Origin of the sequence: Bradyrhizobium jicamae, from assembly GCF_018130215.1 — a bacterium.
Taxonomy (GTDB): Bacteria; Pseudomonadota; Alphaproteobacteria; order Rhizobiales; family Xanthobacteraceae; genus Bradyrhizobium; species Bradyrhizobium jicamae_A.
Window position 1 is genome coordinate 1 of the sequence record NZ_JAFCKQ010000029.1, and the last position, 25,378, is coordinate 25,378.

A 25,378-nucleotide genomic window follows, 5' to 3' on the forward strand; every position below is an offset into this window, starting at 1 on the left:
CACGGGGGTAGGACCACAGGTGTAACCGGGAACAACCCGGCTTTCCCTGCGCGATGGGTTACGGCTTATACGTGCTCGCCCCGGCGAGACTGGGCTCTTTTGTCACCGTCTCGCGAAGATGCTTTCGCATCTCGCGGGAGACACCTGCCACCAGGGCGTCAGGCCTGCACGATTTCGCCGTCCGCCATCTGCCGCGACCGTCAATCGCGACATCAGCGTCCACCGCATCCCACCACAACGTTCGTGACGATCGCGAGCGCCCCTCGAGCGGGTGAGACGGGAAACTCTATACACCGAATCATCGTTCCGATAAACCGAATTATTTTTGCAACGAGACATTGACAGGTTTTTACTGATTTGCCCGTCGGGTCGGCGTGGCCGCCATGCCCGCCCTACCCCTGCTTCTGCAACACCGTGATGTGCAGGCTGCGGCGGATGTCCATGCCCTGCCGCCGGTAGAGCGCGATCGCCGAATGATTGTTGGTGAAGACGTGCAGGAAGGGAATCTCACCGCGTGCCACGATCTGGCGCGAGACGGCGGACAGCAGCGCCTGCGCGTAGCCTCGGCCACGATGATCCGGATGCACGCAGACCGCGGTCATCTCGGTGTAATTGCCGGGCTTCATCCGCTCGCCGGTCATCGCAACCAGCTCGCCGCCGACCCGGATGCCGAGGAAAGTGCCGAGCTCAAGCGTCCGCGCGCCGAACGGACCGGGCTTGGTCAGCTCGACCAGCGCCATCATCGCCGGAACGTCTGCTGCTCCAAGCCTGACGATCTCGACGCCGGGCGGTGAACTCTCGGCCGCCGCGCCGACCATCTGCTCGCCGGTCTCGGCCAGCAGCAGCTTGAACTGCGGCGGCACGGTCACCGGATCGGGCGTGAACAGCACCGCGATCTCGGGTCCCGACAGCATCGCGCCGAGCGCGGCAAAACTCTTCGAGGACATGTCGACCATGTCGGCGAACGGCGCGATTGCGACCGGAAAGCGCCGCGCATCAGGGCCGCCTTCCGCGAGATCGCGCTGCCGTGTGGTCAGCGCGCTCCAGATCGGACGATCCAGCGGATGAGTGGATGGGATTGCTGACATGCGGCTCTGAGCTCCTGTTTTGCCTGGAGCAGAGCAGCAACCGTCTGTGAAATCCAGCCCTCGCGCCGCATTGAATTCACGCCACCTTCAGGCTCAGTTCGGTGCCGCCCTTGAGCGGCAGCGTGATCGACACGAAGCCGTTCCTGGGATCGCGCACGAACTCCAGGAAGTCCGGCTCGGCATTGTCGTTCATCAGATAACCGCCGATCCGAAGTTGCGGGGCGGTCATCTCGATCACCTGCCGCGCCAGCGACGGCCCGGTATCGCCGGGCCAGCCGTCGATCAGGATGAAGTCGACGGCACCGCCGAGATCGCGCAGCGTCTTGCGCGCATCGCCCTCGCGGATCTCGGCATAATCGGCCAGGCCGGCATCGGCGAGATTGCGCCGCGCGGTCTCGACCTTGGCCGGCACGATCTCCGACCCGATCACCGTGCCGCCGCCATTGTCGCGGATCGCAGCGGCGAAATACAGCGTCGACATCCCGACCGAGGTCGCGAATTCGGCGACGCGCCTGGCGCGCAGGCCACGGCACAACAGATAGATCAGTTCGCCCTGCTCGGGATTGATCGAGAAACCCTGCTCGGCATAGGCGTGCGGATCGCGACTGCTCGCCTGATTCCAGCGCGGTCCTCCTTCGACCGGCCTGCGGCGCGTGGCCTGCAGGCGTTCGATGACGGCGGCGACACGCGGATCGGCGATGGCGCTGTGCGGTTGATCACTGGACATGATGCCTCTCCTTCAACGCTCCCGACCTCACTGCTGCAGGATCTCGGCCGTAGCGCGGTCCAGGATCTTCGCGATCCGCCGCGCCTCGGCGGCGTCGCAGCCGTGCTTGGCGCGCAGCGCTCGCTTCAGCCCGTGGCGGGCGCGGTGCAATTCATCGGACGCGCCGTTGTCGAGATCGCTGACGCCGGCGAAGGCCTCGCGTACGTCCTCCATGCGGCGGCCGATCCGCGAGAGCGCGGCGAGGATGGCGTCCGCCGTCGCGCGGTTCTCGGCGAGATATGCCTTGCCCTGCTCGGTGATGCTGTAGAGCTTGCGCGCCGCATCCTGCGTCACGCTGGCGTGGCCGACTTCCTCGAGGAAGGTCAGCGCCGGATAGATCACGCCCGGGCTCGGGCTGTAGAAGCCGTCCGAACGCTCCTCGACCAGTTTGATCAACTCATAGCCATGGGCCGGCCGCTCGCCGAGCAGTGCCAGGATCACCAGTTGCAGGTCCTGCGAGGACAGCCGTCGAGACCCCGGAAAGTCGCCGCCGGCGCCGCGTCCGAAAAAGCCGTGCCCGCCGCGGCCGAAGCGATGCCGCCCGCCCCGGTGGCCGATGCTGAAGAAGCCGAACCGGAGGCCGTCGTCGTCGCGGTCGTGGAAGTGGGATTTTCTCATTGTTTTTCCTTTCTCAAAACATATCGTACGATATATTTTCAGATGTATCGTTCGGCAAACCACGATTTCGTGAGGATGGACAGGGCAAAGCTGTCCCAACGTTCTCGGGCACCCGGTCAGGCCGCGCGACATTCGGCTTGTCGGCGCGCGCCGGGGCAGCCTATGGCTTGGCCCCTTCCCGTCCGAACGCAGCGCCGCATGAGCCCAAAAGTCTTCGAAACCACGTGCCTGCGCCTTCATGCTGTGACCAAGGTGGTGCAGTGGGAGGGAACGTCCGTGTTCAAGGTGGGCGGCAAGATGTTCGCGCTGTCCGGCGGCTTCATCGAGCGGTCCGGCGGCTTCATGTTCAAGACCTCGACCATGGCCTATCAAATGCTGATCGAGCAGGGGCTGGCGCGACCGGCGCCCTATCTGGCGCGCGCCAAATGGGTGCAGCTCGTCGGCAACAGCGCCCTCTCCGATCCCGAGCTCAAGGCCTATCTCGAGCAGGCGCATGCGCTCATCGCAGCCAAGCTGACGCGCAAGTCGCGCAAGTCGCTCGGGCTCGGCTGATCCGCTCTATTTGCCGCGATCCTGCGGCTTGTCGGAGTCGTCCGAGAGCAGGCGTTCAAATTGCCCGGAAACTGGCACGGTACTGCGCGGGCGACACGCCGAGACGCTCGCTGAACACGATGCGCATGCGGTCGGCCGAGCCGAAGCCGCAATCGAAGGCGACCGCCTTCAACGGTCGATCGGAGCCCTCGAGCAGCCGTCGCGCGGCATCGACCCGCGCGCGCTCGACGAATTCGTGCGGCGTGATCCCGGTCGCCTGCGCGAACGCGCGGCCGAAATTGCGTACGCTCATGCCGACGGCGTCCGCCAGCGATTGCAGCGTGTGGCGCTCGCCGACCTGCGCCATGACATGAGCCTGGGCGCGGGCGATCGGCGAATCCTCGTCGACCGGCGCGGTGAGATAGGGGCTGAACTGGGATTGCCCACCCTGGCGCTGCGCCACCACGACCAGCCGCTTTGCCACCGCGACGGCGACCTGCGGTCCGTGCCGTTCGCCGACCAGCGCAAGGCCGAGATCGATGCCGGCGGTCACGCCCGCCGACGTCATCAGACGCCCGTCCCTGATATAGATGCGGTCAAACATCACCTCGGCGGCCGGAAAGCGCGACGCCAGCCGCTGCGCGTTCTGCCAATGGGTCGTCACCTTGCGGCCGTCGAGCAAGCCTGCATGGCCCAGCGCGAACGCGCCGGTGCAGATCGAGCCGTAGAGCCCGGCGCGCCCTGATGCCGACCGCAGCCAGTGCATCATGCCGGGATCAGGCGTCGCGTCCGGCATTGCCGGACCGCCCGCAACCAGCACGATGTCGAACGCCTCCTGCGCGTCGTCGAAGCTGAGGTCGGCTGAAATCTTCATGCCGTTCGAGGCACGCAGCGGCACACAAGAGCCCGCGACCAGAACCGTCTCGTAGCCGTCGCCACCGGCGATGAAGCCGTTGGCTTCGGCAAACACGTCCACGGGACCTGCGACATCCAGCGCCTGTACCCCGTCGTGGATCGCGATCGCCACCCTCTGCACGGCCATGTCTTCTCCTCGTCGTCATCTCCTCGTCGCACTGGCGCGAAACGACGTGTCGTTGGCCCGATCCGGCGGCGCGCGATCATTGCGAGCCGCCGCCGAAACAGGCGACAACGACAGCACGGATCGCGCCGTCGAGCGATCCGGACATTCAACAGGATGATCGCCTCGCGCGTGTTCTCACGCCACGGCGCCGTCTTGCCACATCAAGGAGCATCTTGAAATGACCGAGATCATCGCCGGCATCCGCGTCCCCGACAGTGCCATGGCCCGCGCCGCCACCCAGCTGGTCCGCGATACCGAGGACGATCTGCTCTACAATCACAGCCGCCGCGTGTTCTTCTGGGGGGCGCTGACCGGCAACCGCCGCAAGCTCGAGTTCGATCCCGAACTGCTCTATATCGGCGCGATGTTCCACGACATGGGCCTGACAGACGCGCACGCGAGTCCCGACCTGCGCTTCGAGGTCGACGGCGCCAATGCCGCGCGCGATTTCCTGACGGGCTATGGCCTGCCGGAACGCGATGTCGAGGACGTCTGGACCTCGATTGCCCTGCACACCACACCCGGCGTTCCCGAGCACATGCGTCCGACCATTGCGCTGGTGACGGCGGGCGTCGAGATGGACGTGCTCGGCATCGCCTATGACGATTTTACGCACGAGCACCGCGACCATGTCTGCGCCCATCATCCGCGCGGGACCAACTTCAAGCAGGGCATCATCGACCACTTCGCCGGCGGCACCATCAAGAAGCCGCTGACGACGTTCGGCAACGTCAAGGCCGACGTGCTGGCGCTGAAGGATCCGACCTACCAGAGGATGAATTTCTGCTCGATCATCCTCGGCTCGAAATGGCCGGGATGACGCCCCGAGAGCTCCGAACCGATGATTCTCGAAAGCGCTCCGGAAGCAGCCACAACGCGCTCAGCTGCGATTGGGCGGCCCGCGGTCGGGGCCCGGGTCGCGGCCCGCGGCGGCGAGCGCGAGCCGGCCGAGATAATGCGCCCAGCCTGCTGCATGGCTCGCGCACTGCGCCGCGTTCGGCAGGCCGCTATGGGTCATGCGCAACAGCGTGCCATTGTCCTTGTCGAGCAGGTCGATCTCGATCAGGCTCGAGCCCGGCGGCACCTCTTCGCCGCCTTCCCAGCCGAAGCTGTAGGCCAGCCGATGCACCGGCACGACCTCGCGGAACGCGCCGCGTGCTGCGCGCGTGCCATCACTGCCGAAACCCTTGAGCAGATAGAGCCCGCCGGGATGCGGTTCGCTCTCGGCCTCGAGACCCATCCAGCTCACGATCTTCTGCGGATCGGTCAGGAAGGCGAAGACGGTTGACGGCGGAGCTGCGATCTGCATCTCGCGTTGAACGACGAAGGGGTCGGTCATCGGTTCATCCTCCGGTGGAGATTTGGTTGCAGGGATAGCGCGTGACAAGGGTGATGCGTCAACTCCATGATGGGCCGATGCACCTGACTTCGACCTTGAGCTGGCTGATCGACGACGCCGCCGGAACCGCCAGCGCCAACCGCCTGCTCGCGGAACTCGGCTCCCATTTGCTCGCGGACGGCCTGCCGCTTGCCGGCGGCGCCCTGACGCTGGAGGTTCCACATCCGCTGATCGCCAGGCGTACCTGGCTGTGGCGCGCGGATCGTGGTGAAGTCATCGAGGCCCTCGGTTTCGCGCCGCAACTGCCGTTCGCCGTGCTGGACAAGGCGGAAACCGGCGACGCCGGCCGACGGTGGCTCCAGGGACTTGCGCCCGGTCCCGTGCATGAGGACACGATTGGCACACGTCCGGACGGGCCATCGGTCGGCTGGATCGGAACGCGTCCGCTGACCCGCGGCGAGGCGGATCAATTGCACCGGGCCGCGCGCTTTTGCGCAGCACCGCTCGCCGCAATTGCCGCACGCGCGACCCTGACGGCGGCGCTTGAGGCCTATCTCGGCCGTCGCAGCGCGGCACGCGTGCTGGCATCCCCGTTGCGACGCAACACCGGCGAGACCATCGAGGCGGCGCTGGTGTTCGCCGACCTGCGCGGCTTCACCGCGCTGTCGGAAAGCCATCCGCCGGCCGAGGTGATCGCCGCGCTCGACGCCTGGTTCGACCGCATTGCGGGCGCGATCCACGCCTTCGGCGGCGAGGTGCTGAAATTCATCGGCGACGGCCTGCTTGCGATCTTCCCGGTCACGGCAGGTGCGCGCGGCGCATGCGAGGCGGCGCTGCGCGCGGTGTCCGCAGCCCGCGTCGGCATGGCGCATCTCGACATCGAGCGGCGCAAGATGGGCCTGCCGTCGCTCTCGTTCGGCGCAGCGCTGCATCTCGGCGAGGTGCATTGGGGCAATATCGGCGCCGCCGACCGACTCGACTTCACCGCGATCGGCTCTGCGGTCAACCTGGTCAGCCGGCTCGAAGGGCTGTGCAAACCGCTGGAGAAGACGGTGCTGATTTCGGGCGCGCTGGCCGCCGAGACCGATATGCCGCTGGTCTCGCTCGGCACCCACGAGCTGCGCGGCATCATCAGGCCCTGCGCGGTATTCGCGCTGCCGGATGGTTGAGCCGGTCATCGCAGCAACCGCAGCCATGGCGCGAGGTGGAACGCGCTCATCAGCATGTACATCGGCACCATGCCCTGGATCGAGAACAACCCCTGCCCGCTCATGCAGAGCATGTCGGCGGGCCCGATTGCCGCCATCAGCGCCATGATCGCAAAGGTCGGCGCCGCCGCCAGCGACAGGAAGCGCGCCGCGGCATTGCCGTATCCGGCGAGTCGCGTCACGAGCCATGCCTCGCCTGTTCCGATCCTGACCCCGGTCATCATTCGATCTCCGTCGACATGGCGTTTCCCAATCATGTGCTAGGTTAGGGCCGGACCGCGGAGGGCGAGAGTGACAAGTGTGTCGGGATTCGGATGGACTCGCTGATCACGGCTGCGGCACGCGCGCTCGCGGCGGGTGATCTCCTCGGCGCACTGAAACGGGTGGCCTTGCGCGACGACGCGCCCGCGCTGGCGCTGCGCGGCATTGCGATGGCCCGGCTCGGCGATTTCGTCCGTGCCAAGAATCTGTTGAAGCGCGCCGGGCGCGCCTTCGGGCCGCGCGAGGCTGTCGCCCGGGCGCGCTGCATCGTTGCCGAGGCCGAGATCGCGCTGGTCCTGCGCGACCTCGGCTTTCCCGCCAGGACGCTGGCGGCGGCCCGCGCGACGCTCGATGCGCATGGCGACCGGCTCAACGCCGTGCATGCCGCCTGTCTCGAGATCCGCCGCCTGCTCCTGATCGGACGGCTCGACGAAGCCGAGCGCATGCTCGCCGACATCGACCCGGCACCCCTGCCCCCCGCCTTGCGGGTCGGCCACGAACTCGTCACCGCGGGGATCGCGATACGACGGCTGCGGACCAGGCCGGCCCGCGATGCGCTCGAACGCGCCGATGCCGCCGCGCGCCGCGCCGGCATCGGCGCACTGGCGGCCGAAGTCGAAGGCGCCGCACGCCTGCTGACCGTGCCCGCGGCGCGGCTGATCGCGAAAGGCGGCCAGCGACCGCTGCAGCTCGACGAGGTCGAGGCGGTGATGGCCTCGAAGGCGCTCGTCGTCGACGCCATCAGATATGTCGTGCGCGACGCACGCACGGAGATCTCGCTGACACGGCGGCCCGTGCTGTTCGCGCTGGCCCGTGCACTCGGCGAGGCGTGGCCGAACGACGTGCCGCGCAGCGCGCTGATCTCGCGGGCGTTTCGCGGCAAGCATGCCGACGAGTCCCATCGCGCGCGGCTGCGGGTCGAGATCGGGCGGCTGCGCCGGGCGCTCAGGCCGCTCGCCGATCTCAGCGCGACGGCGGATGGTTTCGTGCTGGAGCCGCGCGGCCGGCGCGATGTCGTCGTGCTGGCGCGCCCGGTCGAGGAAGACCATGCCGAGGTGCTGGCCTGCCTCGCGGACGGCGAGGCATGGTCGAGCTCGGCGCTGTCGCTCGCGCTCGGCGCCAGCCAGCGCACCGTGCAGCGTGCGCTCGACACGCTGGCCACGGCCGGCAAGGTGCAATCCTATGGCCGCGCCCGCGCGCGCCGCTGGATGATGCCGACGGTGCCGGGATTCACGACGGCCTTGTTACTCCCCGCGCCGATGCCGAGCGGCTAGCATCCTGCGCGATCCACGGACAGGAGCAGATCATGAAGACGTCGGCGGCCCACATTGTCAGGGAATATACCTTCGATGAGGTCGAGAGCGTGCACGGCGTCAGCTATGACGGCGCGCAGGTCTGGTTCGGCGCCGGCGACCGCATGATCGCCTTCGATCCCGACAGCGGCACGATCGAACGCACACTCGCCGTCGCGGCCCATGCCGGCACCGCCTTCGATGGCAAGCACCTCTACCAGATCGCCGAGGACCGCATCCAGAAGGTCGATCCGAAGACCGGCCGCATCGTATCCACGATCCCCTCGCCCGGCGGCGGCCGCGATTCCGGCCTGGCCTGGGCCGAAGGCGCGCTGTGGGTCGGACAGTATCGCGACCGCAAGATCGTCCAGATCGATCCGGACACCGGCGCGATTCTCCGCACCATCGAATCCAACCGCTTCGTCACCGGCGTCACCTGGGTCGACGGCGAGCTCTGGCACGGCACCTGGGAAAACGACGAGAGCGACCTGCGACACATCGATCCGCAGACCGGCGAGGTGCTGGAGCGGCTCGAGATGCCGCCGGGCGTCAACGTCTCTGGCCTCGAAGCCGACGGCGGCGACCGCTTCTTCTGCGGCGCCGGGTCGACCAAGAACAAGGTGCGCGCGGTGGCGCGGCCGAAGCGGAGCCGCGCCTAGGCAGATCACGTCACGGCTCTCGCCTCACGCCGGAACGGGCGCGGTCCGCGCCACGGCCGGGAACGGCCTGAAGTTCATGATGATCAGGAATGCACCGAGGCCGAGCGCCCAGGAGCCGACATAGAGCCACGTGTAGCTGGCGAAGGTGTCGTAGATCAGGCCGCCGGCGAGCGGCCCGGTCGCCATGCCGAGGCTACCGGCCATCGCGGTGCCGCCGATCACGGTGCCCATCATGCGTAGCGGAAAGTTCTCGCGCACCAGCACGGAATAGAGCGGCATGGTCCCGGCATAGATGAAGCCGAACACCGCGGCCACCGCATAGAATGCCGCCAGCTCGCGCGCGAAGACATAGCCGAGCGCGCCGAAGGCCTGCGCCAGCAGGCCGAGAACCAGCACGCGCTTGGCGCCGAAGCGGTCGCCGAGCAGGCCGAAGACGATGCGGCCGCCCATGCCGGCCAGCCCCTCCACGCTGTAGATCGTCACCGCCGCGATCATCGGGATGCCGCAGGTGATCGCGTAGCTGACCGTGTGGATGATCGGACCGGAATGGGTGGCGCAGCAGAAGAAATTCGTCGCGACCAGGATCAGGAATTGCGGCGAGCGCAGCGCCTGCGCGCGCGTCATCTCCGCTTGCGGCCCTCCGCTGCTGGCCTGAACGCTCTGCGCGCCCTGAAGCGCCGGCGGCCGCCGCACCAGGAGCGACACCGGGATCATGATGGCGGCGACCACGCCCGCCACCGTCAGCATCGAGGTCCGCCAGTCATGGCTCGAGACGAGCCAGGCGGCGAACGGCGACATCGTCATCGGCGCCATGCCCATGCCTGCCGAGACCAGCGAGACCGCAAGACTGCGATGGGTGTCGAACCAGCCGGTGACGCAGGCCATCATCGGGGCGAAGATCGCCGCGCAGGACGCGCCGACCATCGCGCCGAAGACCACCTGAAACGCGAGCAACGACGGCGCCCGGCTCGCCAGCGCAAGACTCGCCGCCAGCACGGTCGATCCGGTCAGCACCACCGGAAGCGGCCCCAGCCGGTCCGACAGCGTGCCCCAGGCCATGCTGGTGAAGGCCATCGCAAGGAAGCCGATCGTCATCGCGCTGGAGATGCCTGTCACCGACCAGCCGGTCTCCTGCGCCATCGGCTTCAGGAACACCGGCAGCGAGAACATCCCGCCGATCGCCACGCAGCCCAGCAGCCCGCCGGCCGCGACGATCACCCAGCGATAGTGCGAATTGCTCATTCCCGATCTCCCGACTGGCTCGTCCTGCATGCAAGACGAACGGGGTGGAGTGGAACCGACAGCCGGCGACGCGCGGCAGATCACTTTCCGTCGATCAGCTTCCGTCCTGGCTAATCTGCTTGCGGTTGACCGTCACCGGATATACAATTTAAGAAATGTATATCCTCACAAGGAACGTTTAAATGCAAGTCGCCAAATGGGGCAACAGTCTCGCGATCCGGCTTCCCGCCGCCGTGGTGGAGGCGCTCGAGCTCAGGGAAGGCGACGAAATTGAAATCCACGTCGCCGATGAGCGCAATTTCGGCGTCGCGCGCAAACCCGGACGCGAGCAATTGCTGACGCGGTTGCGCGCCTTGCGTGGGCGCCTGCCGGCGGACTTCAAGTTCGACCGGGACGAGGCCAATGCCCGGTGACTTCATCGACACCAACGTGCTGGTTTACCTGGCATCCAGCGATGCTGCGAAGGCGGATCGTGCCGAAGCGCTCGTTGCGCGTGGCGGCGCGATCAGCGTGCAGGTCCTGAATGAAGTCACCAAGGTCGCGCGCCGCAAGATGCAGATGTCATGGCCGGAGACGCATTCATTCCTGACCACACTGCGCAGCCTGCTGACTGTTCATCCTCTCACGCTGGACGCGCACGACACCGGCCTCGCATTGGCCGAACGCTATGGGTTGTCGACCTTCGACGCGATGATCGCTGCATCCGCGCTCGAAGCCGGCTGTGACACATTGTGGTCGGAAGACATGCAGCACGGACTGGTGCTCGACGGTGGCCTTCGGATCATCAATCCGTTTCGCGCGTAGTTCAGTAGATCCGGTTGCTGTACGCTACTCGCCATTCGCTGTTCGAGCGCGCCGTCCGCACCACCGCCATCGACCCGCGCTTGACATTCAGAGGTTGCAGGCGTATTCCCCGCGCCCTCGCGGGCGTCATGTTCGCGGAGAATGCGAGCAAACCGATGATACGCAAACCACTGCATCCGAGCGAATGCGTCCGCGGACCATCCTATGGTCTTCGGCCGAACATCCATGCACGCCCGGTTCAAGGGAGCGGTCTCGCATAGGCGCGATCGACAATCCGTATCTACGGACCCTCCCGAGCCAGCCGCTTCGGAGGGTTTTTTGTTGCCCGCGCGGTCTGGTCCCCTCCGGCAAGATGATCTTGAACCACCTGCGTGGACCGCCCGACGGTTCATGCAGGCTCAGCAGGAAACACGACCATGCGACGACCTGATCCCTACCAGGAGCGCGCCCGCGAGCTCTGCCTCGCCGCGGGCATCGATCCGGATTCCCGTGTCGGCGAGGGTCGCGGTCAGCCGGCCTGGTGCCTGTACCGCGACGCTGCGCGCAAGGAGCGGATGACGCGCGAGGCCGAAGCGGCCTCGATCGAGATCGCGATGCTGCGCCCGCAGCAGGAGCGCTTCAGGAACGCGCCGATGACGGTGTTCGGCGAGCACGACGCGGCGACCATCGCGCAGATGCGCAACTGCATGGCGGTCGGCAACGTGGTATCCGGCGTGATCTGCGCCGACGGCCATCTGGGCTACGCCCAGCCCGTCGGCGGCGTGATCGCCTATGAGAAGCAGATCAGCATCTCCGGCGTCGGGTTCGACATCGGTTGCGGCAACATGGCCGCGCGGCTCGACGTGCGTTTCGACGACATCGCGGCGACGATCCCGACCATCATTCGCGACGTTGCGAAGGTGATCTCCTTCGGCATCGGCCGAAAGAATATCGAGAAAGTCGAGCACACGCTCTTCGATGATGGCGACGCCTGGCGCGAGAGCGACATGGAGGCGTATCGGCAGAAGGCCGTCGTCCAGCTCGGCACGGTCGGCTCGGGCAACCACTATGTCGACCTGATGCGCGACGAAGCCGGCTTCGTCTGGATCGGCGTGCACTTCGGAAGCCGCGGGCTCGGGCATACCAGCGCGACCCGCTACCTCAAGGCTGCCGGCGGCAAGGACGGGATGAATGTCCCGCCCGCGATCGTCGACGAGGATTCCGAGCTCGGGCGCCGCTACATCGCGGCGATGCAGCTCGCCGGGCGCTACGCCTATGCCGGGCGTGAATGGGTCGTGGAGCGCGTTCGCCGGATCATCGGCGGACAGGTGACCGAGGCCGTGCACAACCACCACAACTACGCCTGGCGCGAGACGCACGGCGGCAGGGACCTGTGGGTGGTGCGCAAGGGCGCGACGCCGGCGTTCCCCGGCCAGAAGGGATTTGTCGGCGGATCGATGGGCGACGACGCCGTCATCCTGGAGGGCGTCGACGGTCCGGAGGCCAAGGCCTCGCTCTACTCGACCGTGCACGGAGCCGGCCGGCTGTTCGGCCGCAACGAGGCGAAGCGCCGGTTCACGCGCGAGGAGATGGACCGATGGCTGAGCGAGCGCGGCGTCACCCTGATCGGCGCCGATCTCGACGAAAGCCCGATGGCCTATCGGCGTCTGCCCGACGTGCTCGCCCAGCACGCCGGAACGGTGAAAGTGCTGCATACGCTGCGGCCCTTTGCCGTCGCGATGGCGGGTGAAGGCGAGTTCGATCCCTTCAAGGACTAGAAAAGAGAACGGGAGGCGCAAGCCTCCCGTTCGTACCTCAAGATTTCTCAGGGATCGAGCTCACCGCGACCCGTAGACCCGTTTCAGCGCTTCGACCAAATGTTCGAACATTGATCTCATGGGCGGACTGTTGCGCAAGTCCCGATGCATCGTGACCCAGACGTCGAGGCTCGGTGAAAATTCCTTGGGCAGGAGATGCATAAGTTGGGCGTCCTCGCGCACGACCGCGCGTTGGCAGATTCCAATTCCGAATCCCGCCCGAATGGCCGCCAACTGAAGCAGCGTGTTGTCGGACCGCAACGTAAAGTCGCCCCGCTTCAATTGCAGGCCGAGCCGCCGCAAGGCTCGGACAGCAGAGGTCTCGTGGTCAAAGCCCACCAGGCAATGCCGGTTCAGGTCGCGCAAATTGGCGGGTTCGCCGTTCTTTTCCAGGTAGTTCTTGTGAGCATGGAATCCCAGCCGGGCCTGGCCCACCTTGCGTGCGACGAGATCGGCCTGTGTCGGCCTCACCATGCGGATGGCGATATCGCAATCCCGCCGCAACAGGTCTTCCAACCGGTCCGAAACGGAGATTTCGACAACCAATCCCGGCTGGCTCCGCTCCAATTCAGTGAGAATAGACGGAAGAATCTCTATAGCAACGATCTCGGAGGCCGCGAGGCGGACGACCGTGCGGGGCTGGCCCGCTTTGCTCGAAATCGCTCGCAGCAATGTTTCGGCAGCGGCGGCCATGGCCAAGGCGTGCTGCTGCGCAACGACGGACGCCGCGGTCGGTCTCAGGCCATCCGGGGCGCGCGTGAAAAGCGGCACACCGAGAGTGGCCTCCAGCTCACGGATGTGCCGGCCGACGGTTGGCTGGGTGAGGTTGAGGGAGCGCGCCGCACCCGAGAGGCTCCCCTCGCGCAGGACCGCCAGAAATGACCTGTACAGTTCCCAGCCTGGATTCTTGTCCATGCATTTTTGTATACCAACTCAAGAACCTTCGGCAATTCCGTTCATCGGGAGGCGCGCGTATTTCGGGTCCAGCAACCCTTCCATGAGGCACCCAGATGCGCATCCATGCTATCCAGACCGGAACAGTCAAAATCAAAACCGCCCAGGTCGAAGGCCGAGGCCACGGCTTCATTGACGTATTCCTCGATCCGAATTGGACCGACTGGGTGCCGACATTCGCATGGGCGATCGAGCATCCCGACGGCGTCATTGTCGTCGACAGCGGCCAAGGGACACATCTGTTGGAGCATTCGCGCGAGCTCAACCCCTTTGTGAGATGGGAAGTCGGCTTCCAGATCGAACGCGAGCAAGAGATCGGGCCACAGCTCCGGGCCTTGGGGATTGGTCCGCGCGATGTAAAAAAGGTCGTGCTCACTCATCTTCACATGGACCACGACGGAGGCCTTGCGCACTTCCCCAATACCGAGATCATGGTCCCAGCCGGTGAACTCGCGCAGGCCCGCGGATGGCTCGGGCGGGTGCGGGGGTATCTGCCCCATCGTTGGCCCACCTGGTTCGACCCAACGCCGGTCGACCTGCCGGCGGAACAATTTGGCTCGTTCAAGCGCAGCCAGCGGCTGACAAAGGCCGGCGACATTGTTGCGGTGGCAACACCCGGACACACAGCAAACCATATGTCTGTCGTTGTTCAGGATGGCGACACCGCAATTTTCCTCGCCGGCGACACCTCCTACAATCAGGCGCTGATGCTTTCGGGCACGGTCGACGGGGTGAGCGCCGGCGCCGATGTGGCAAAAGCCACACTTGCTGCCATCAAGGCTTTTGCGCAAAGCCGTCCGACAATCTATCTGCCGACGCATGATCCGGAATCGGGTCTCCGCCTCGTCAACCGGCAGCTTGTCGTCTCGGCGAGCTAGTCGAACGGCGCGAATGATTCAAAACAACCAACAGCTAACGCCGGCATGTTGGAGCCATCACGTCCCGTCCTGCTTGTCCTTGGTGTTGCGCAACAGATTGTCGCGCAGCCTGACCACGCTCTTCTGCACGACGGGGAATTCGTCGCCGAGGCCGCAGGCCTCGACCAGCAAGCCGCCGAGATCCTTCTCGAGCAGGCGCCGGCCGGGCTTGGTCAGGCTGACCCTCACCTGCCGCTCGTCGGCGGGATCGCGGGCGCGGCTGATATAGCCTGACTGCTCCAGCTTCTTGAGGATCGGCGTCAGCGTGTTGGATTCCAGAAACAGCTTCTCGCCGAGCGCGCTGACTGTGAGGTCATCCGCTTCCGCCAGCGCCACCATCGCGATGTACTGGGTATAGGTCAGGCCGACCGCATCCAGGATCGGCTTGTATGCGCGGCCAAAGGCCAGGTTGGCCGAATAGACCGCAAAGCACAGGAAATTCGAGAGTTTTCGGCCTTTGCCGTCAGCTTTCGGGGAGCGGGTCACGGACGCCTCCGGAGTTTGTGATGTCGGGAACCAATTAAATCGTATGTGATTAAATCGGATGCGCTTGACATGGTCAAGGCAGCTGAATAATTCAGATCGCATCCGATTAAATCGGACCCGATTTAATAATTCCTCCAAAGGGAGTTTGCCATGACCACAGCAGCCAAGGTTCTCGCTACCGGAAAGACCCACGTCACCGCCGGCCATGACGGCGCCGCCCGCTCACGCGACGGTTTCCTCGACATCAAACTGCCGCAACCGCACCCGGCCGCGGAAAACCTGTTCGCCGCCGCCTGGTCTGCCTGCTACATCGGCGCGATCCAGCTCGCCGCTGGGCAGCGCAAGGTGAAGCTGTCGAGCGAGCCCGAGGTCGACGCCGAGATCGATCTCAATCAGGCCAATGGCGCCTTCTTCCTGAGCGCACGCCTCAACGTCCGCGTCCCCGGCGTCGACCGTGCGGTGGCGCAGGAACTGATCGAGGCGGCGCACGGCATCTGCCCCTACTCCAAGGCGGTCCACGGCAATATCGACGTCGCGACCACGCTCGTCTGACGAGCGTGCCCCGGCGCAACGACTGGTACGAAAGCGCAGGCAAAACAAGGGCACCCGCTTCCGGGTGCCCCTAACAGACAGAGTGTCAAAGCCATGGGTAAACTCACAGGAAAAGTCGTGGTCATAACTGGCGGCAACACCGGGATCGGCTTGGCCACAGCCAAGCGCTTCGTGGAAGAAGGTGCGCACGTCGTGATCGTTGGCCGGCGTGAGAAAGAGCTGAAAGAGGCCGCAGCTTTTATCGGGAGAAACGTCACGACAGTCGCGGGCGACGTATCGCGCTTGGAAGATCTGGATCGGCTCTATACCGTCGTGAATGAGAAACATGGTCACATCGACGTACTGTTCGCGAACGCGGGCGTGGGTAAAATCGCGCCGCTCGAGGTGACTACCGAGGCTGTTTTTGACCAGACCTTCAATGTGAATGTGAAGGGGCTTTTCTTTACGGTGCAGAAGGCACTTCCCCTCTTCAAGGATGGCGGCTCGATCATCCTGAACTCTTCGGTCTCGAACGTGATGGGACTGCCAGGGTTTACCGTCTACAGCGCGAGTAAGGCAGCTGTACGCAACTTCGCGCGCGGCTGGACTATGGAGTTGAAGGACCGCAAGATTCGTGTGAATTCGATGAGCCCCGGACCAATCGAGACTTCAGCCCTCGAGAACACCGGACTCACTGCTGAACAAGTCGAGCAAGCGGCCGCCGCGTGGGTCTCACAGATTCCCGTCGGTCGCAGAGGCAGGCCCGAGGAAATCGCGGCTGCCGTCGTATTCCTCGCCTCCGACGAAAGTTCTTACATTACCGGAGTGGATCTCGCCGTCGATGGAGGCCTGGCGCAGGTCTAATACGGAGAGCCCGACGCTGACTGCGGACCGGGCGCACGCCGACCCGGTCCGCAGTCTTCAAAAACCAGGAGATCCAGATGACCAGCAGACCGATGAAGACGATGCGCGTGCTCGCAAGGGCGGCGCTGATCGCCGCAAGCATCCTCACCGTAACCACCGCCCAGGCGGCGCAGCCGGCCGGGGTCAAGCGCACTGACCTGCAACGCCACGACCTCAGCGTTTCAGGCCGTGAAGCGGTCCAGGTCCGCGTCGACCTCGCGCCCGGCGTGGCGTTCGGCAGCCACACCCATCCGGGCGAAGAGATCATCTACGTGCTCGCGGGCACGCTCGAATACGACGTCGAAGGCAAGCCGCCGGCGACGCTGAAAGCCGGCGACGTGCTGTTCATCCCTGCAGGAACCGTGCATGCGGCGAAGAATGTCGGCGACGTCACCGCCAGCGAGCTTGCGACCTACATCGTTGAAAAAGGCAAGCCGATCCTCACATTGGTGAACTGACCCGCCACCGAGACCAAAGACCCGAGCGGATGTCGAGCCCGGTTCATTCCGGGCACTGCATGCCTGGCTGACGAAGCGGCCGCGCATTGAAGATCAGGAAGCTGATGGCGGCCATGATCCAGACGCCGACGCCACCGTAGAGCATCACCCAGCCAAAGCCGCTTGCCAGCGCCTCATGCACCACCGTGCCGGTGAGATCAGGCGCTGACGCCGCATTGCCGGCGGCGATCCTCTCCGCAATCCGGCGGAGCTGCGTGGCCTCCAGGCCGGGCAATGTCGACTTGAGATGCGCCAGCACGCCGCTCGCGAGGATGAAGCCCATCACCGCGATGTTGACCGCGAGCGAAACCATGCGGGCGCTCATGTCGATGCCCGAGGCCATGCCGGCGCGATCGCTCGACACCGAGCCCGTCGTCGTGTTGGTCACCGGCGTGTTGGTGATCCCGAGCCCGATCCCGGCGATCAGGCAGCCCGGCAGCATGGTCAGCCAGTCCGGCCTGGCAGCGGCGCTACCGAACTTCATCAGCATGAAGCCCGCCCCGATCGTGAACAGCCCGGCGGGAATGATGGCGCCGGGCTGGTAGCGCAGCGACAGGCGCTCCGCGAGCGGCGGCATCAGCAAGGTCGGCAGCGTATAGGCGAGCAGCGCAAGACCCGCGGACACGCTGTCATAGCCGAGCCCGGCGTGAAACCAGATCGGCAGATAGATCATGAACGGCCAATAGCTGAGGTTCATCGCAGACGAGCCGATGATCGCGCCGGAAAAGGCAGGAATTCGGAACACCGAGAAGTCGAACATCGGACGCCGGCTGATCCGTTCGGCGATCAGGAATGCGACCAGGCTGACTGCCGAGACGCCGAGGATCGCAAGCGCCGCCGGGCTCGCAAAACCGAGGTCCGCGCCCTGCGTGATGTAGAACGCCAGACAGAACACCGACACCGACAGCGTCACGATGCCGGCAAGATCGAGGCTGCTCGCCTTCGGATCCCTGGATTCATGCACGCCGCCGATGGTGAGCACGAGCGCCGCCGCCGCGAACAGCACATGAACCAGGAACACCCACTCCCAGCTCAGCACGGCCGCAACCGCTCCGCCGATGATCGGGCCGAAGCCGAGGCCGACGCCGAAGATCACACCCCACCATCCCCAGGCGATTGCGCGCTGACGACCACCCTGGAATTCATGCGAGAGCACCGCGATCTGGCAGATCAACAGGGCGCCGCCGCTCAGGCCCTGCAGGAAACGGGCGGCGATCAGCAACACGACATTGTCGGCGACGCCACACATCAGCGACGTCAGCCCGAATGCAGCGATCGCGATGAGGAAGATGCGCTTGCGTCCGTAGCGGTCGGCCAGGGTCCCGACCGCCATCAGCACCGATGTAACGGCGATCGTGTAGGCATTCATGATCCATTGCAGCTGCTTGAAGTCGGCGTGCAACAGCTGTTCGAGCGTCGGCAGGATCGAGGGAATGCTTGATATCTCCAATCCGAACATCAGGCACGACAGACATACGGCGGAGAGAACGATGATGCCCCGGCGGCCAAGTTCATGCGGCATGGTTCAGCCTTTCGACGTTGCAGGCGCCAACGGCATAGCCCACGCTGTTGCCAGGGTATTTGCAGCAGCGGCGCGCCGGCTGGCACACGATCAGTTGAAACCGCGACGGCAATTCGCGCCGCGTTCGTCTCAAGGCGAAGCTAGGCGGCGCTTGAACATGTTGGAACTGGATCACTAGATATTTCAGAGACAACAAATCCGGATGACTGACGTGACCACACTCGATGTCGATGCCGTCAAGGCATTCGTGACGATTGCCGATCTGAAGAGTTTTACCCGCGCAGCCGACGCGCTTGGCACCACGCAGGGCGCGATCAGCGTCAAGCTGAAGCGGCTGGAGCAGAAGGTCGGGCAGAAGCTGGTCGAGCGGACGCCGCGGCTGGTTCGCCTGTCGGCGCAAGGCGCGGTGTTCCTCGATTCCGCACGCGCCTTTCTCGCGGCGCATGACCGCGCCATCGCCGGACTGTCGGCCGAACGCCGGCGCTTCTCATTGGGGATCGCCACCCATGTCGGAGCGCCCGAGCTTCCGACATTGCTGGCACGGCTGAATGCCCACGATCCGGCGCTCACGATCGAGGTCCGGCTCGACGATGCACGCGACCTCCTCGATGCCTTCGACCGCGGGATCATCGATGCGGTGATCATCTTCCGCGAGGACGACCGCCGCGACGGCGAGGTCCTGGGTCCCGACCAGTTCGGCTGGTTTGCCACTCCGGATTTCGTCCACCGTCCCGGCGAGCCGTTGCGGCTGGCGGCGTCCTCGCCGGCCTGCGGCATCCTCAACATCGCGACGCGCGCGCTCGACGCGGCGGGCCTGCCGTGGAACGAGGTGTTTCTCGGCTGCGGAGCCTTTGCGGTCGCCGAAGCGGTCTCGGCGGGCCTCGCCGTCTCGGTGTTTTCCTGCCGGATGGCCCCGCCTGGCACGATCGATGTGAGCCGACGGCTCGGCCTCCCCGAACTGCCGGCATCCGAGATCGTGCTGCTGTCGACACTGTCGGATGCACGGTCGCGTGCCGCGCTCAGGATCCTGGCCGCGGCGTTTCGCGACCACCCGCCTGCGTCGCATCATCGATGACGCGCCGCTGAGGAATTGGCGCGCCTGCCTTCAAACAGCTTGCGCTCGGACATGAACGCCTCGGCCAGGACGTCGAGCGTGGCACGAATCCGCGCGGTACGCCTGAGATCGTGATGGGTGAGCAGCCACAGCGCCGAGCGCGGCTCGGCGAGCGTCTTCGGCGTGACCCGGCGCAGGCCCGCCGCAACGTCGCCGACGTAACAGGGCAGCACGGCAACACCCAATCCGGCCTCTGCGGCCTCTCTCAGCGCCGGAAGCGCATCGACCCGGCAGGCGATCTGCGGCGCGCGGACGTTGTCATGCATCCAGCGCGCGATGACGGTGGACCCCAGCGCATCGTCGAGCCCGATCCAGTCGAGCGCGGCGAGATCCTTGCTGTCGCGCCGCAACAGATAGGCGTGCGATCCATAGATCGCGTGCGCGATGTCGGCGACGCGCCGCCCCACCAGCAATTCGGACGGCGCGGGCGTCGGCCGGATCGCGATGTCGGCTTCGCGGCGGGTGAGATTGGCCATCGCATTCGATATCGCGATCTCGAGCTGGATGTCCGGATGGGCGACGCGCATCGCCGCGACGTGCCGCATCAGGACAGCGCCGAGCGTATCGGTGGTCGTGATCCGCACCGTTCCTGAGGGCCGCAAATCCTGGCCGGAGAGCTTGCGCTCGAGCGTCAGTACCTCGTCCTCGAGCCGGACCGCGCATGCGGCCGCGGTCTCGCCGGCCGCCGTCGGCGCATAGCCGTCGCGAAAACGCTCGAACAGCCGAACGCCGACATTCTGCTCGATGGCGCCGAGCCGGCGAAACACCGTCGAATGCGTTACCCCCAACCGCCGCGCGGCGCCGGACAGCGAGCCCTCCCGAGACACCGCAAGAACGACACGGAGATCGTCCCAGGCCAGTTGCTTGTGCATTTTTGCAAACCCTGTTCGCGCGGCTGACGAATACCTTATCACGAACGGACAGGCCACATCACACCTCGAAACGCCGACCATGCAGCGAGGTGACGCATGACGACCGAGACGGCCGATCCATCGGAATTCCAGCGCGACGGCCATGCGACGGCCGACCCGCGGCGCTGGCTTGCCCTCCCCGTGCTGCTCACCGGCGCGTTCCTGCCGATCCTCGACTTCAACGTCGTCAACCTGGCATTGCCGGCCATTCGCAACGATCTGGGCGCGACCTCCAGCGAGGTCCAGTTCGTCATCTCGGCCTATGCTGCGACCTATGCGGTGTTTCTGATCTCGGGCGGCCGGCTCGGCGACCTCTTCGGACGACGGCAGATGTTCCTGCTCGGCGTCGCCGGCTTCACCATCGCTTCCATGCTGTGCGGCATCGCGTGGTCGGCCGCCGTGCTGGTGGCCGGCCGGATCCTGCAGGGCTTCACCGCAACCGTGATGGCGCCTCAAGTGCTCGCCTCGATCCGCGTGCTGTTTCCCGCGGCCGAACAGGGTCGTGCTCTGGCGTTCTACGGCGCGACCTTCGGCCTCGCCAATATCTGTGGCCAGGTGCTTGGCGGCGTTCTGGTGTCGTCGCATCCCTTCGGATGGGCCTGGCAGGCGATCTTCCTGATCAACGTGCCGATCGGCCTCGTCGCACTGATCGGCGGGCTGCTGTTCCTGTCCGACTCCCGCGCGCAGCGCGCCCAGAAGCTCGACGTCGGCGGCGTCATCCTGCTGTCCCTGACCCTCGGGCTGCTTGTCTACCCACTGGTCGAAGGCCGCGAGGCCGGGTGGCCGGTCTGGATCCTCGCCATGCTGGTCGCGTCGCCGGCCGCACTTCTGGCCTTCGTGCGCTTCGAGACCCGCCTCACGCTGCGCGGCGGCGATCCACTGGTGGCGCTGCATCTGCTGCGCAACAGCGATTTCGTGATCGGGCTGGTGATGGCGCTGGCCTTCTACATGTTGTCCTCGTTCTACCTGACCTTTGCCGTCTACCTGCAGAACGGGCTGCACGAGACGCCGCTGGACGCCGGGCTCGCCACGTTACCCTTCGCGACCGGCTTCTTCGCGGCCTCACTCGCCTCCTCCCAGGTCATGCAGCGGCTCGGCGTGCGCACGCTCACCCTCGGCTTTGCGCTGCAGGTCGCAGGCTTCGGCGTCGTGATGCTCGCGGTCAGCGGTGTCATTCCCGGCGGCCTGACGGCCGGCCTCGTCTGCGGTGGCCTCGGTTTCGGCACCGTGATGCCGTCGATCATCAGGGCCGTCGTCGGCAGCATCCATCCGCGGCATGCCGGGCTGGCGTCGGGGATCATGATCTCGACCTTCCAGATCGGCGCGGCGCTCGGCGTCGCGATCATCGGCGGCGTGTTCTACAGCCTGCTCGGACCGCGGCCGGACGCTGAAGACTATGCCCGCGCCTTCACGATCGCGCTCGGCTGCAATGTCGCACTGCTGGCGCTGGGCGCCTGGCTGTCGCTGTGGCTGCCGCGCGAGCAGGCCTGAGCGCCGCCCCCTTTCGCCTACTTCTTCGCGACCTCGCGCAGCGTGTTGTAGATCCACTCCGATCCCTGCCGGAGCTGCTCGACACCGATCCGCTCGTCATTGCCGTGCATGCGACTGAGGATGTCGTCGTCGAGCGGATAGGGATAGATGCCGTAGACCGGGACGTTGCGCTCGCGCCACGCCATGGCGTCGGTGCCGGCCTCGAACAGGGTCGGCACCAGCACGGCGCGCTTCCAGATCTGCTTGGCGTTGCGCTCCAGCGCGGCATAGAGCGCGGTGTTGACCGGCGATGCCGGGGCGTTGGTCCGTTTCAGATAGGCGTCGCGCGCCTCCTTCTGGCTCATCTGCGTCATGATGCTGACGTCGATATCGGGATCGGCAATGACCTGCTTGATCTCGGCGATCATCTGGTCGGTGGTCGTTCCAGGCAACAGGCGCGTGTTCACCACCGCCCTTGCTTCGCCCGGTATCACGTTCGGCTTGATGCCGGCGTCGATCATCGTGATCACCATGGTGTCGCGCAGCAGCGCGTGCAGCAGCAGCCCGTCGCCGGAACTGTCCGAGACCAGGCGGTTGCCGGCGGCTTGCAGATCGTCGTCGCTTCTCGCGTTGAGAAGCGCGGTGATGTCGGCGGCTACCTGCACCGAGCTGATCGGGAGCAGGGCCCTGAAATAGGCCGCGGACGCCGGCACGATCTTGACCTTGGGATCGTGCCCGGCGAGCCTGGCCAGCGCTGCGATCAAACGGCTGTTGGCCATCTCGTCAGGCGGGAACGGGCGCGAGGAATGGCCCGAACGCCCGGTCGCCTTGAGCGTGAAGGTGGCGGAGAGCTTGTCCGCCGTCGTGACGTTGATCTGCCGCACCGAGCCGTCGCGCCCTTGAACGACATAGCCGCCCTCGTTCAGCGCGAATTCCGCGTCGATCTTGTCCCAGTGATCTTTGGCCAGCCACCCGGTGTTGTACTGCCCCTGCTCCTCATCCGCCTCGGCGAGGAAGATCACGTCGCGCGCCAGCGGCGTCTTCTCCTCGGCAAGCCGCATCACCGCGCGCGCGAAGACGGCGAGCCCGCCCTTGAAGTCCATCGCACCGCGGCCATAGATGAAACCATCCTTCTCGACGCCGGCGAACGGCTCGACGGTCCACTTCTCGCGCTCGACCGGAACCACGTCGGCATGCGCCGCGAGCAGCACCGGCTTCTTCGAGCCGTCGCCGCGCAGACGCGCGACGAAATGCGCGGCCTTGCCGTTGGGCGCGACGAAGATATCGACCTCGGCGCCGAGCGGCGCGAACAGCGACTTCAGATACTCGGCGAGCGCCCTCGTGTCGCCCGGCGCGTTTGACGTGTCGAAGCTGATCAGCTTCTGAAGCAGGGCGACGGTCTTGTCGCCCTCCGATTGCGCCGCCGTGTCGGATTGCGGCGGCCTGGCCGTTTCGGCGACAGTCATCCTCGTCCCGCCGCAAAGCAGTCCGGCGGCCAGGAGCAGCAGTGCGGCCAGCGGCTGTCTTTTCTGCGATATCATCTTGTTGTTACCCCGTTGCCTTCGCGCTGTCCGGCGGCACCTCAGGGAGCTCGCGGAAACAACACCTTGAGCATACACGCTGCAAGCAGCGTGACCATGGCAATGGCGATCGACAGATAGAGCGCGCCTGCATTGCCGGACCGATCGATCACGACCGCATAGATCAGCGGCGCCGCCGCCGGCAGGATGAAGCTCGGCACGATCAGGCGGCCCACGATCGTCCCATAGCTGCGATGGTCGAACAGGATCAGCGGCAGCGTTCCGCGGGTGATCGTCAGGATCCCGTTGCAGGCGCCGTAGAGCAGCGCGAAGGCGATCGCCATCCCCTTCGACGATCCGCTGAACAGCCCGGCCACGAAGGACAGCGGCATGATCAGGCAGGCCATCAGGTTGAGGACGAACGGATCGATGCGACGGCCGAACAATATTTCGCAGAGCCGCGCCGCCGATTGCCCGATGCCGCGCAGCGTCGCGATCCAGACCGCAACCGACGCGGTCAGTCCGAGGCCGGTGAGGACCGCGATCATGTGGGCGGACATGCCGGCGTTGAGAAAATTTGCGCCTGCCGTGATCACCGCATAGAGCCCGCCGGCGGCGACCACCTGCCGCGGGCTCGCCGCGAGCGGTTGCGCCGGCGCTGCCGCACCCGGGCTCGACGGGCCCGCATATCGCCGGTCCGGAATCACCAGAGCGAGCGGGATCGTCAGCAGTGAGAAACCTGCATTGCCCAGCAGCGCGACGCGCCAGCCGAAATGTTCCGCGAGTATATGTCCGAACGGCCAGAACACGGTGGCTGCGAGGCCACCGAGCAGCGTGATCTCGGACATCGCGCGCCGCGCGTCCGGCCCGCCGATCCTGGCCAATGCCGCGAAGGCCGCGTCGTACAATGTCAGCCGCATCCCGAAACCGAGCCCGATCCAGGACGCGAAATAGGTCGCGGGCTGGTACGCGAGCGCGAGGCCAGCGCAGCCCGCGGCATTGACGATCGCACCGGCGACCATCACGTCCCTGCCGCCGCGACGATCGACCCACCGCCCCGCCAGCGGCGAGGTCACGCCCATCACCAGCAGCGCAACGGCAAAGCCGCCGTAGACGAGGTCGCGGCTCCAGCCGAGGTCCGCCGATATCATTTCGCCGAAGCCGCCGATCAGGTAGTAGGTGACGCCCCAGGAGATCAACTGGCCAAGGCCGAGCGCGACGACGACCCGGCGTGCGATCACCGCGCGGCCTCGCCGGCATCCGACGGTGCGGCGGTATCACCCGGACCGAGCGCACGCTGCATCAGCACGGTATCGACCCACTGCCCGAGCTTGAAGCCGACGGATCTGAGCGTGCCGACCGGTTCAAAGCCCATGCGACGATGCAGCGCGATCGACCCGGCATTGCCGCTGTTGCCGATGACCGCGAGCATCTGCCGCCATGGCCCCGCCTCGGCGCGCGCGATCAGCGCGCCAAGCAAGGCCGCGCCGATCCGTCGGCCGCGCAGGCCCTCCGACACGTAGACCGAATCCTCGATCGTGTGGCGGTAGGCCGGCCGCGGCCGATACGACGTGGCATAGGAGTAGCCGGCGACGCGTCCGTCGACGTCGGCGACGAGATACGGCAAACCGGCAGCCAGCACCGCGGCACGGCGGCGCAGCATCTCCTCGAGCGACGGCGGTACCTCCTCGAAGGTCGCCAGTCCGTTCAGCACATGGTGTTCGTAGATGCGCTGAACTTCTGCCATGTCTGATTCGGTGGCGTCGCGGATCACGACGTTCGTCATGTCACCAGTCATTCTTCATCCTCGTGCGGCTCTCCCGCTCCGGCCTCATCCGTCGGCGTTGCCCGATCATGCCGCCTGGCGT

Annotated in this window: 28 protein-coding genes; 14 read left to right on the forward strand and 14 right to left on the reverse strand. The window is 65.9% G+C overall.

Features of this window, described 5'->3' with window-relative positions:
- Nucleotides 1-392 precede the first annotated feature (392 nt).
- The 3 genes from JQ586_RS26020 to JQ586_RS26030 form a co-directional block, all read right to left on the reverse strand.
- Complete coding sequence (locus JQ586_RS26020; protein ID WP_212397473.1) at nucleotides 393-1,088, reverse strand: GNAT family N-acetyltransferase; 696 nt, start codon at nucleotides 1,086-1,088, stop codon at nucleotides 393-395.
- Between the two features lie 76 nt (nucleotides 1,089-1,164).
- Complete coding sequence (locus JQ586_RS26025) at nucleotides 1,165-1,815, reverse strand: O-methyltransferase (protein ID WP_212397474.1); 651 nt, start codon at nucleotides 1,813-1,815, stop codon at nucleotides 1,165-1,167.
- 27 nt (nucleotides 1,816-1,842) lie between these two features.
- Nucleotides 1,843-2,472, reverse strand: coding sequence for a PadR family transcriptional regulator (locus JQ586_RS26030; RefSeq protein ID WP_212397475.1), 630 nt, complete (start codon nucleotides 2,470-2,472; stop codon nucleotides 1,843-1,845).
- A gap of 198 nt (nucleotides 2,473-2,670) precedes the next feature.
- On the opposite strand from JQ586_RS26030, the gene JQ586_RS26035 reads away from it, so the two are divergent.
- Nucleotides 2,671-3,024, forward strand: coding sequence for an MmcQ/YjbR family DNA-binding protein (locus tag JQ586_RS26035; protein ID WP_212397476.1), 354 nt, complete (start codon nucleotides 2,671-2,673; stop codon nucleotides 3,022-3,024).
- Nucleotides 3,025-3,079: 55 nt separating this feature from the next.
- On the opposite strand, the gene JQ586_RS26040 is transcribed toward JQ586_RS26035, so the two are convergent.
- Nucleotides 3,080-4,045: a GlxA family transcriptional regulator gene (locus tag JQ586_RS26040; RefSeq protein WP_212397477.1), complete on the reverse strand. Its 966-nt coding sequence runs from the start codon at nucleotides 4,043-4,045 to the stop codon at nucleotides 3,080-3,082.
- Nucleotides 4,046-4,262: 217 nt separating this feature from the next.
- Here JQ586_RS26040 and JQ586_RS26045 point away from each other — a divergent pair, with 217 nt between their 5' ends.
- Nucleotides 4,263-4,904: an HD domain-containing protein gene (locus tag JQ586_RS26045; RefSeq protein WP_212397478.1), complete on the forward strand. Its 642-nt coding sequence runs from the start codon at nucleotides 4,263-4,265 to the stop codon at nucleotides 4,902-4,904.
- Nucleotides 4,905-4,964: 60 nt separating this feature from the next.
- Here JQ586_RS26045 and JQ586_RS26050 read toward each other — a convergent pair whose 3' ends face one another.
- Entirely contained in the window at nucleotides 4,965-5,423 is a 459-nt protein-coding gene (locus JQ586_RS26050) for an SRPBCC domain-containing protein (protein WP_212397479.1), read from the reverse strand.
- A gap of 77 nt (nucleotides 5,424-5,500) precedes the next feature.
- On the opposite strand from JQ586_RS26050, the gene JQ586_RS26055 reads away from it, so the two are divergent.
- A complete protein-coding gene (locus JQ586_RS26055) occupies nucleotides 5,501-6,592 on the forward strand; it encodes an adenylate/guanylate cyclase domain-containing protein (RefSeq protein ID WP_212397480.1) in 1,092 nt (363 codons plus the stop codon).
- Between the two features lie 5 nt (nucleotides 6,593-6,597).
- Here the strand turns inward: JQ586_RS26055 and JQ586_RS26060 are convergent, their stop codons facing one another.
- Complete coding sequence (locus JQ586_RS26060) at nucleotides 6,598-6,855, reverse strand: hypothetical protein (protein ID WP_409411014.1); 258 nt, start codon at nucleotides 6,853-6,855, stop codon at nucleotides 6,598-6,600.
- Between the two features lie 90 nt (nucleotides 6,856-6,945).
- On the opposite strand from JQ586_RS26060, the gene JQ586_RS26065 reads away from it, so the two are divergent.
- Nucleotides 6,946-8,166, forward strand: coding sequence for a helix-turn-helix domain-containing protein (locus tag JQ586_RS26065; protein WP_212397481.1), 1,221 nt, complete (start codon nucleotides 6,946-6,948; stop codon nucleotides 8,164-8,166).
- Between the two features lie 32 nt (nucleotides 8,167-8,198).
- Nucleotides 8,199-8,843, forward strand: a complete 645-nt coding sequence (locus tag JQ586_RS26070) for a glutaminyl-peptide cyclotransferase (RefSeq protein WP_212397482.1) — start codon at nucleotides 8,199-8,201, stop codon at nucleotides 8,841-8,843.
- A gap of 24 nt (nucleotides 8,844-8,867) precedes the next feature.
- Here JQ586_RS26070 and JQ586_RS26075 read toward each other — a convergent pair whose 3' ends face one another.
- On the reverse strand, nucleotides 8,868-10,085 hold the full coding sequence (locus tag JQ586_RS26075; RefSeq protein WP_212397483.1) for an MFS transporter: 1,218 nt from the start codon (nucleotides 10,083-10,085) through the stop codon (nucleotides 8,868-8,870).
- 182 nt (nucleotides 10,086-10,267) lie between these two features.
- Between JQ586_RS26075 and JQ586_RS26080 the strand changes: the two genes are divergently transcribed.
- The 3 genes from JQ586_RS26080 to JQ586_RS26090 all read left to right on the forward strand — a co-directional run bounded on the left by JQ586_RS26080 (nucleotide 10,268) and on the right by JQ586_RS26090 (nucleotide 12,646).
- On the forward strand, nucleotides 10,268-10,498 hold the full coding sequence (locus tag JQ586_RS26080) for an AbrB/MazE/SpoVT family DNA-binding domain-containing protein (protein ID WP_212397484.1): 231 nt from the start codon (nucleotides 10,268-10,270) through the stop codon (nucleotides 10,496-10,498).
- A complete protein-coding gene (locus tag JQ586_RS26085) occupies nucleotides 10,488-10,889 on the forward strand; it encodes a PIN domain-containing protein (RefSeq protein ID WP_212397485.1) in 402 nt (133 codons plus the stop codon). Before JQ586_RS26080 ends, JQ586_RS26085 begins: the two co-directional genes overlap by 11 nt.
- A gap of 416 nt (nucleotides 10,890-11,305) precedes the next feature.
- The gene (locus JQ586_RS26090; protein ID WP_212397486.1) at nucleotides 11,306-12,646 is read left to right on the forward strand and encodes an RtcB family protein; all 1,341 of its coding nucleotides are present in this window, start codon (nucleotides 11,306-11,308) and stop codon (nucleotides 12,644-12,646) included.
- A 60-nt stretch (nucleotides 12,647-12,706) separates the two neighbouring features.
- On the opposite strand, the gene JQ586_RS26095 is transcribed toward JQ586_RS26090, so the two are convergent.
- Nucleotides 12,707-13,600, reverse strand: a complete 894-nt coding sequence (locus JQ586_RS26095) for a LysR family transcriptional regulator (protein WP_212397487.1) — start codon at nucleotides 13,598-13,600, stop codon at nucleotides 12,707-12,709.
- Between the two features lie 95 nt (nucleotides 13,601-13,695).
- On the opposite strand from JQ586_RS26095, the gene JQ586_RS26100 reads away from it, so the two are divergent.
- A complete protein-coding gene (locus JQ586_RS26100; RefSeq protein ID WP_212397488.1) occupies nucleotides 13,696-14,517 on the forward strand; it encodes an N-acyl homoserine lactonase family protein in 822 nt (273 codons plus the stop codon).
- 57 nt (nucleotides 14,518-14,574) lie between these two features.
- On the opposite strand, the gene JQ586_RS26105 is transcribed toward JQ586_RS26100, so the two are convergent.
- Nucleotides 14,575-15,042 carry a MarR family transcriptional regulator gene (locus JQ586_RS26105; RefSeq protein WP_312017025.1) on the reverse strand — a complete coding sequence of 156 codons (468 nt, stop codon included), beginning with the start codon at nucleotides 15,040-15,042 and terminating at the stop codon, nucleotides 14,575-14,577.
- 150 nt (nucleotides 15,043-15,192) lie between these two features.
- On the opposite strand from JQ586_RS26105, the gene JQ586_RS26110 reads away from it, so the two are divergent.
- The 3 genes from JQ586_RS26110 (at nucleotide 15,193) to JQ586_RS26120 (ending at nucleotide 16,934) form a co-directional block, all read left to right on the forward strand.
- The gene (locus tag JQ586_RS26110) at nucleotides 15,193-15,594 is read left to right on the forward strand and encodes an Ohr family peroxiredoxin (RefSeq protein WP_212397490.1); all 402 of its coding nucleotides are present in this window, start codon (nucleotides 15,193-15,195) and stop codon (nucleotides 15,592-15,594) included.
- Between the two features lie 93 nt (nucleotides 15,595-15,687).
- Complete coding sequence (locus JQ586_RS26115; RefSeq protein ID WP_212397491.1) at nucleotides 15,688-16,437, forward strand: SDR family NAD(P)-dependent oxidoreductase; 750 nt, start codon at nucleotides 15,688-15,690, stop codon at nucleotides 16,435-16,437.
- A 92-nt stretch (nucleotides 16,438-16,529) separates the two neighbouring features.
- The gene (locus JQ586_RS26120) at nucleotides 16,530-16,934 is read left to right on the forward strand and encodes a cupin domain-containing protein (RefSeq protein ID WP_212397556.1); all 405 of its coding nucleotides are present in this window, start codon (nucleotides 16,530-16,532) and stop codon (nucleotides 16,932-16,934) included.
- 43 nt (nucleotides 16,935-16,977) lie between these two features.
- On the opposite strand, the gene JQ586_RS26125 is transcribed toward JQ586_RS26120, so the two are convergent.
- Nucleotides 16,978-18,495: an MFS transporter gene (locus JQ586_RS26125; RefSeq protein ID WP_212397492.1), complete on the reverse strand. Its 1,518-nt coding sequence runs from the start codon at nucleotides 18,493-18,495 to the stop codon at nucleotides 16,978-16,980.
- Between the two features lie 202 nt (nucleotides 18,496-18,697).
- Between JQ586_RS26125 and JQ586_RS26130 the strand changes: the two genes are divergently transcribed.
- On the forward strand, nucleotides 18,698-19,570 hold the full coding sequence (locus JQ586_RS26130; protein ID WP_212397493.1) for a LysR family transcriptional regulator: 873 nt from the start codon (nucleotides 18,698-18,700) through the stop codon (nucleotides 19,568-19,570).
- On the opposite strand, the gene JQ586_RS26135 is transcribed toward JQ586_RS26130, so the two are convergent.
- On the reverse strand, nucleotides 19,561-20,481 hold the full coding sequence (locus JQ586_RS26135) for a LysR family transcriptional regulator (protein WP_212397494.1): 921 nt from the start codon (nucleotides 20,479-20,481) through the stop codon (nucleotides 19,561-19,563). The genes JQ586_RS26130 and JQ586_RS26135 overlap by 10 nt on opposite strands.
- A gap of 96 nt (nucleotides 20,482-20,577) precedes the next feature.
- On the opposite strand from JQ586_RS26135, the gene JQ586_RS26140 reads away from it, so the two are divergent.
- Nucleotides 20,578-22,011 carry an MFS transporter gene (locus JQ586_RS26140; protein WP_212397495.1) on the forward strand — a complete coding sequence of 478 codons (1,434 nt, stop codon included), beginning with the start codon at nucleotides 20,578-20,580 and terminating at the stop codon, nucleotides 22,009-22,011.
- A 17-nt stretch (nucleotides 22,012-22,028) separates the two neighbouring features.
- Here the strand turns inward: JQ586_RS26140 and JQ586_RS26145 are convergent, their stop codons facing one another.
- From JQ586_RS26145 to JQ586_RS26155, 3 genes are all read right to left on the reverse strand, one after another.
- A complete protein-coding gene (locus JQ586_RS26145) occupies nucleotides 22,029-23,456 on the reverse strand; it encodes a M20/M25/M40 family metallo-hydrolase (protein WP_212397496.1) in 1,428 nt (475 codons plus the stop codon).
- A gap of 116 nt (nucleotides 23,457-23,572) precedes the next feature.
- Nucleotides 23,573-24,751, reverse strand: coding sequence for an MFS transporter (locus JQ586_RS26150; RefSeq protein ID WP_212397497.1), 1,179 nt, complete (start codon nucleotides 24,749-24,751; stop codon nucleotides 23,573-23,575).
- Nucleotides 24,748-25,308 carry a GNAT family N-acetyltransferase gene (locus JQ586_RS26155; RefSeq protein WP_249148159.1) on the reverse strand — a complete coding sequence of 187 codons (561 nt, stop codon included), beginning with the start codon at nucleotides 25,306-25,308 and terminating at the stop codon, nucleotides 24,748-24,750. The genes JQ586_RS26150 and JQ586_RS26155 overlap by 4 nt, the downstream gene beginning before the upstream one ends.
- Nucleotides 25,309-25,378 lie beyond the last annotated feature (70 nt).

Excerpts from the sequence above, each read along its gene's own strand:
- JQ586_RS26055 (WP_212397480.1), top strand. The coding sequence starts at position 5,501 with ATGCACCTGACTTCGACCTTGAGCTGGCTGATCGACGACGCCGCCGGA.
- JQ586_RS26110 (WP_212397490.1), top strand. The coding sequence starts at position 15,193 with ATGACCACAGCAGCCAAGGTTCTCGCTACCGGAAAGACCCACGTCACC.
- JQ586_RS26080 (WP_212397484.1), top strand. The coding sequence starts at position 10,268 with ATGCAAGTCGCCAAATGGGGCAACAGTCTCGCGATCCGGCTTCCCGCC.
- JQ586_RS26065 (WP_212397481.1), top strand. The coding sequence starts at position 6,946 with ATGGACTCGCTGATCACGGCTGCGGCACGCGCGCTCGCGGCGGGTGAT.
- JQ586_RS26100 (WP_212397488.1), top strand. The coding sequence starts at position 13,696 with ATGCGCATCCATGCTATCCAGACCGGAACAGTCAAAATCAAAACCGCC.
- JQ586_RS26130 (WP_212397493.1), top strand. The coding sequence starts at position 18,698 with ATGACTGACGTGACCACACTCGATGTCGATGCCGTCAAGGCATTCGTG.
- JQ586_RS26075 (WP_212397483.1), bottom strand. The coding sequence starts at position 10,085 with ATGAGCAATTCGCACTATCGCTGGGTGATCGTCGCGGCCGGCGGGCTG.
- JQ586_RS26050 (WP_212397479.1), bottom strand. The coding sequence starts at position 5,423 with ATGACCGACCCCTTCGTCGTTCAACGCGAGATGCAGATCGCAGCTCCG.
- JQ586_RS26085 (WP_212397485.1), top strand. The coding sequence starts at position 10,488 with ATGCCCGGTGACTTCATCGACACCAACGTGCTGGTTTACCTGGCATCC.
- JQ586_RS26040 (WP_212397477.1), bottom strand. The coding sequence starts at position 4,045 with ATGGCCGTGCAGAGGGTGGCGATCGCGATCCACGACGGGGTACAGGCG.
- JQ586_RS26145 (WP_212397496.1), bottom strand. The coding sequence starts at position 23,456 with ATGACTGTCGCCGAAACGGCCAGGCCGCCGCAATCCGACACGGCGGCG.
- JQ586_RS26090 (WP_212397486.1), top strand. The coding sequence starts at position 11,306 with ATGCGACGACCTGATCCCTACCAGGAGCGCGCCCGCGAGCTCTGCCTC.
- JQ586_RS26140 (WP_212397495.1), top strand. The coding sequence starts at position 20,578 with ATGACGACCGAGACGGCCGATCCATCGGAATTCCAGCGCGACGGCCAT.
- JQ586_RS26035 (WP_212397476.1), top strand. The coding sequence starts at position 2,671 with ATGAGCCCAAAAGTCTTCGAAACCACGTGCCTGCGCCTTCATGCTGTG.
- JQ586_RS26025 (WP_212397474.1), bottom strand. The coding sequence starts at position 1,815 with ATGTCCAGTGATCAACCGCACAGCGCCATCGCCGATCCGCGTGTCGCC.
- JQ586_RS26155 (WP_249148159.1), bottom strand. The coding sequence starts at position 25,308 with ATGACTGGTGACATGACGAACGTCGTGATCCGCGACGCCACCGAATCA.
- JQ586_RS26060 (WP_409411014.1), bottom strand. The coding sequence starts at position 6,855 with ATGATGACCGGGGTCAGGATCGGAACAGGCGAGGCATGGCTCGTGACG.
- JQ586_RS26070 (WP_212397482.1), top strand. The coding sequence starts at position 8,199 with ATGAAGACGTCGGCGGCCCACATTGTCAGGGAATATACCTTCGATGAG.
- JQ586_RS26135 (WP_212397494.1), bottom strand. The coding sequence starts at position 20,481 with ATGCACAAGCAACTGGCCTGGGACGATCTCCGTGTCGTTCTTGCGGTG.
- JQ586_RS26120 (WP_212397556.1), top strand. The coding sequence starts at position 16,530 with ATGAAGACGATGCGCGTGCTCGCAAGGGCGGCGCTGATCGCCGCAAGC.
- JQ586_RS26125 (WP_212397492.1), bottom strand. The coding sequence starts at position 18,495 with ATGCCGCATGAACTTGGCCGCCGGGGCATCATCGTTCTCTCCGCCGTA.
- JQ586_RS26020 (WP_212397473.1), bottom strand. The coding sequence starts at position 1,088 with ATGTCAGCAATCCCATCCACTCATCCGCTGGATCGTCCGATCTGGAGC.
- JQ586_RS26030 (WP_212397475.1), bottom strand. The coding sequence starts at position 2,472 with ATGAGAAAATCCCACTTCCACGACCGCGACGACGACGGCCTCCGGTTC.
- JQ586_RS26095 (WP_212397487.1), bottom strand. The coding sequence starts at position 13,600 with ATGGACAAGAATCCAGGCTGGGAACTGTACAGGTCATTTCTGGCGGTC.
- JQ586_RS26115 (WP_212397491.1), top strand. The coding sequence starts at position 15,688 with ATGGGTAAACTCACAGGAAAAGTCGTGGTCATAACTGGCGGCAACACC.
- JQ586_RS26045 (WP_212397478.1), top strand. The coding sequence starts at position 4,263 with ATGACCGAGATCATCGCCGGCATCCGCGTCCCCGACAGTGCCATGGCC.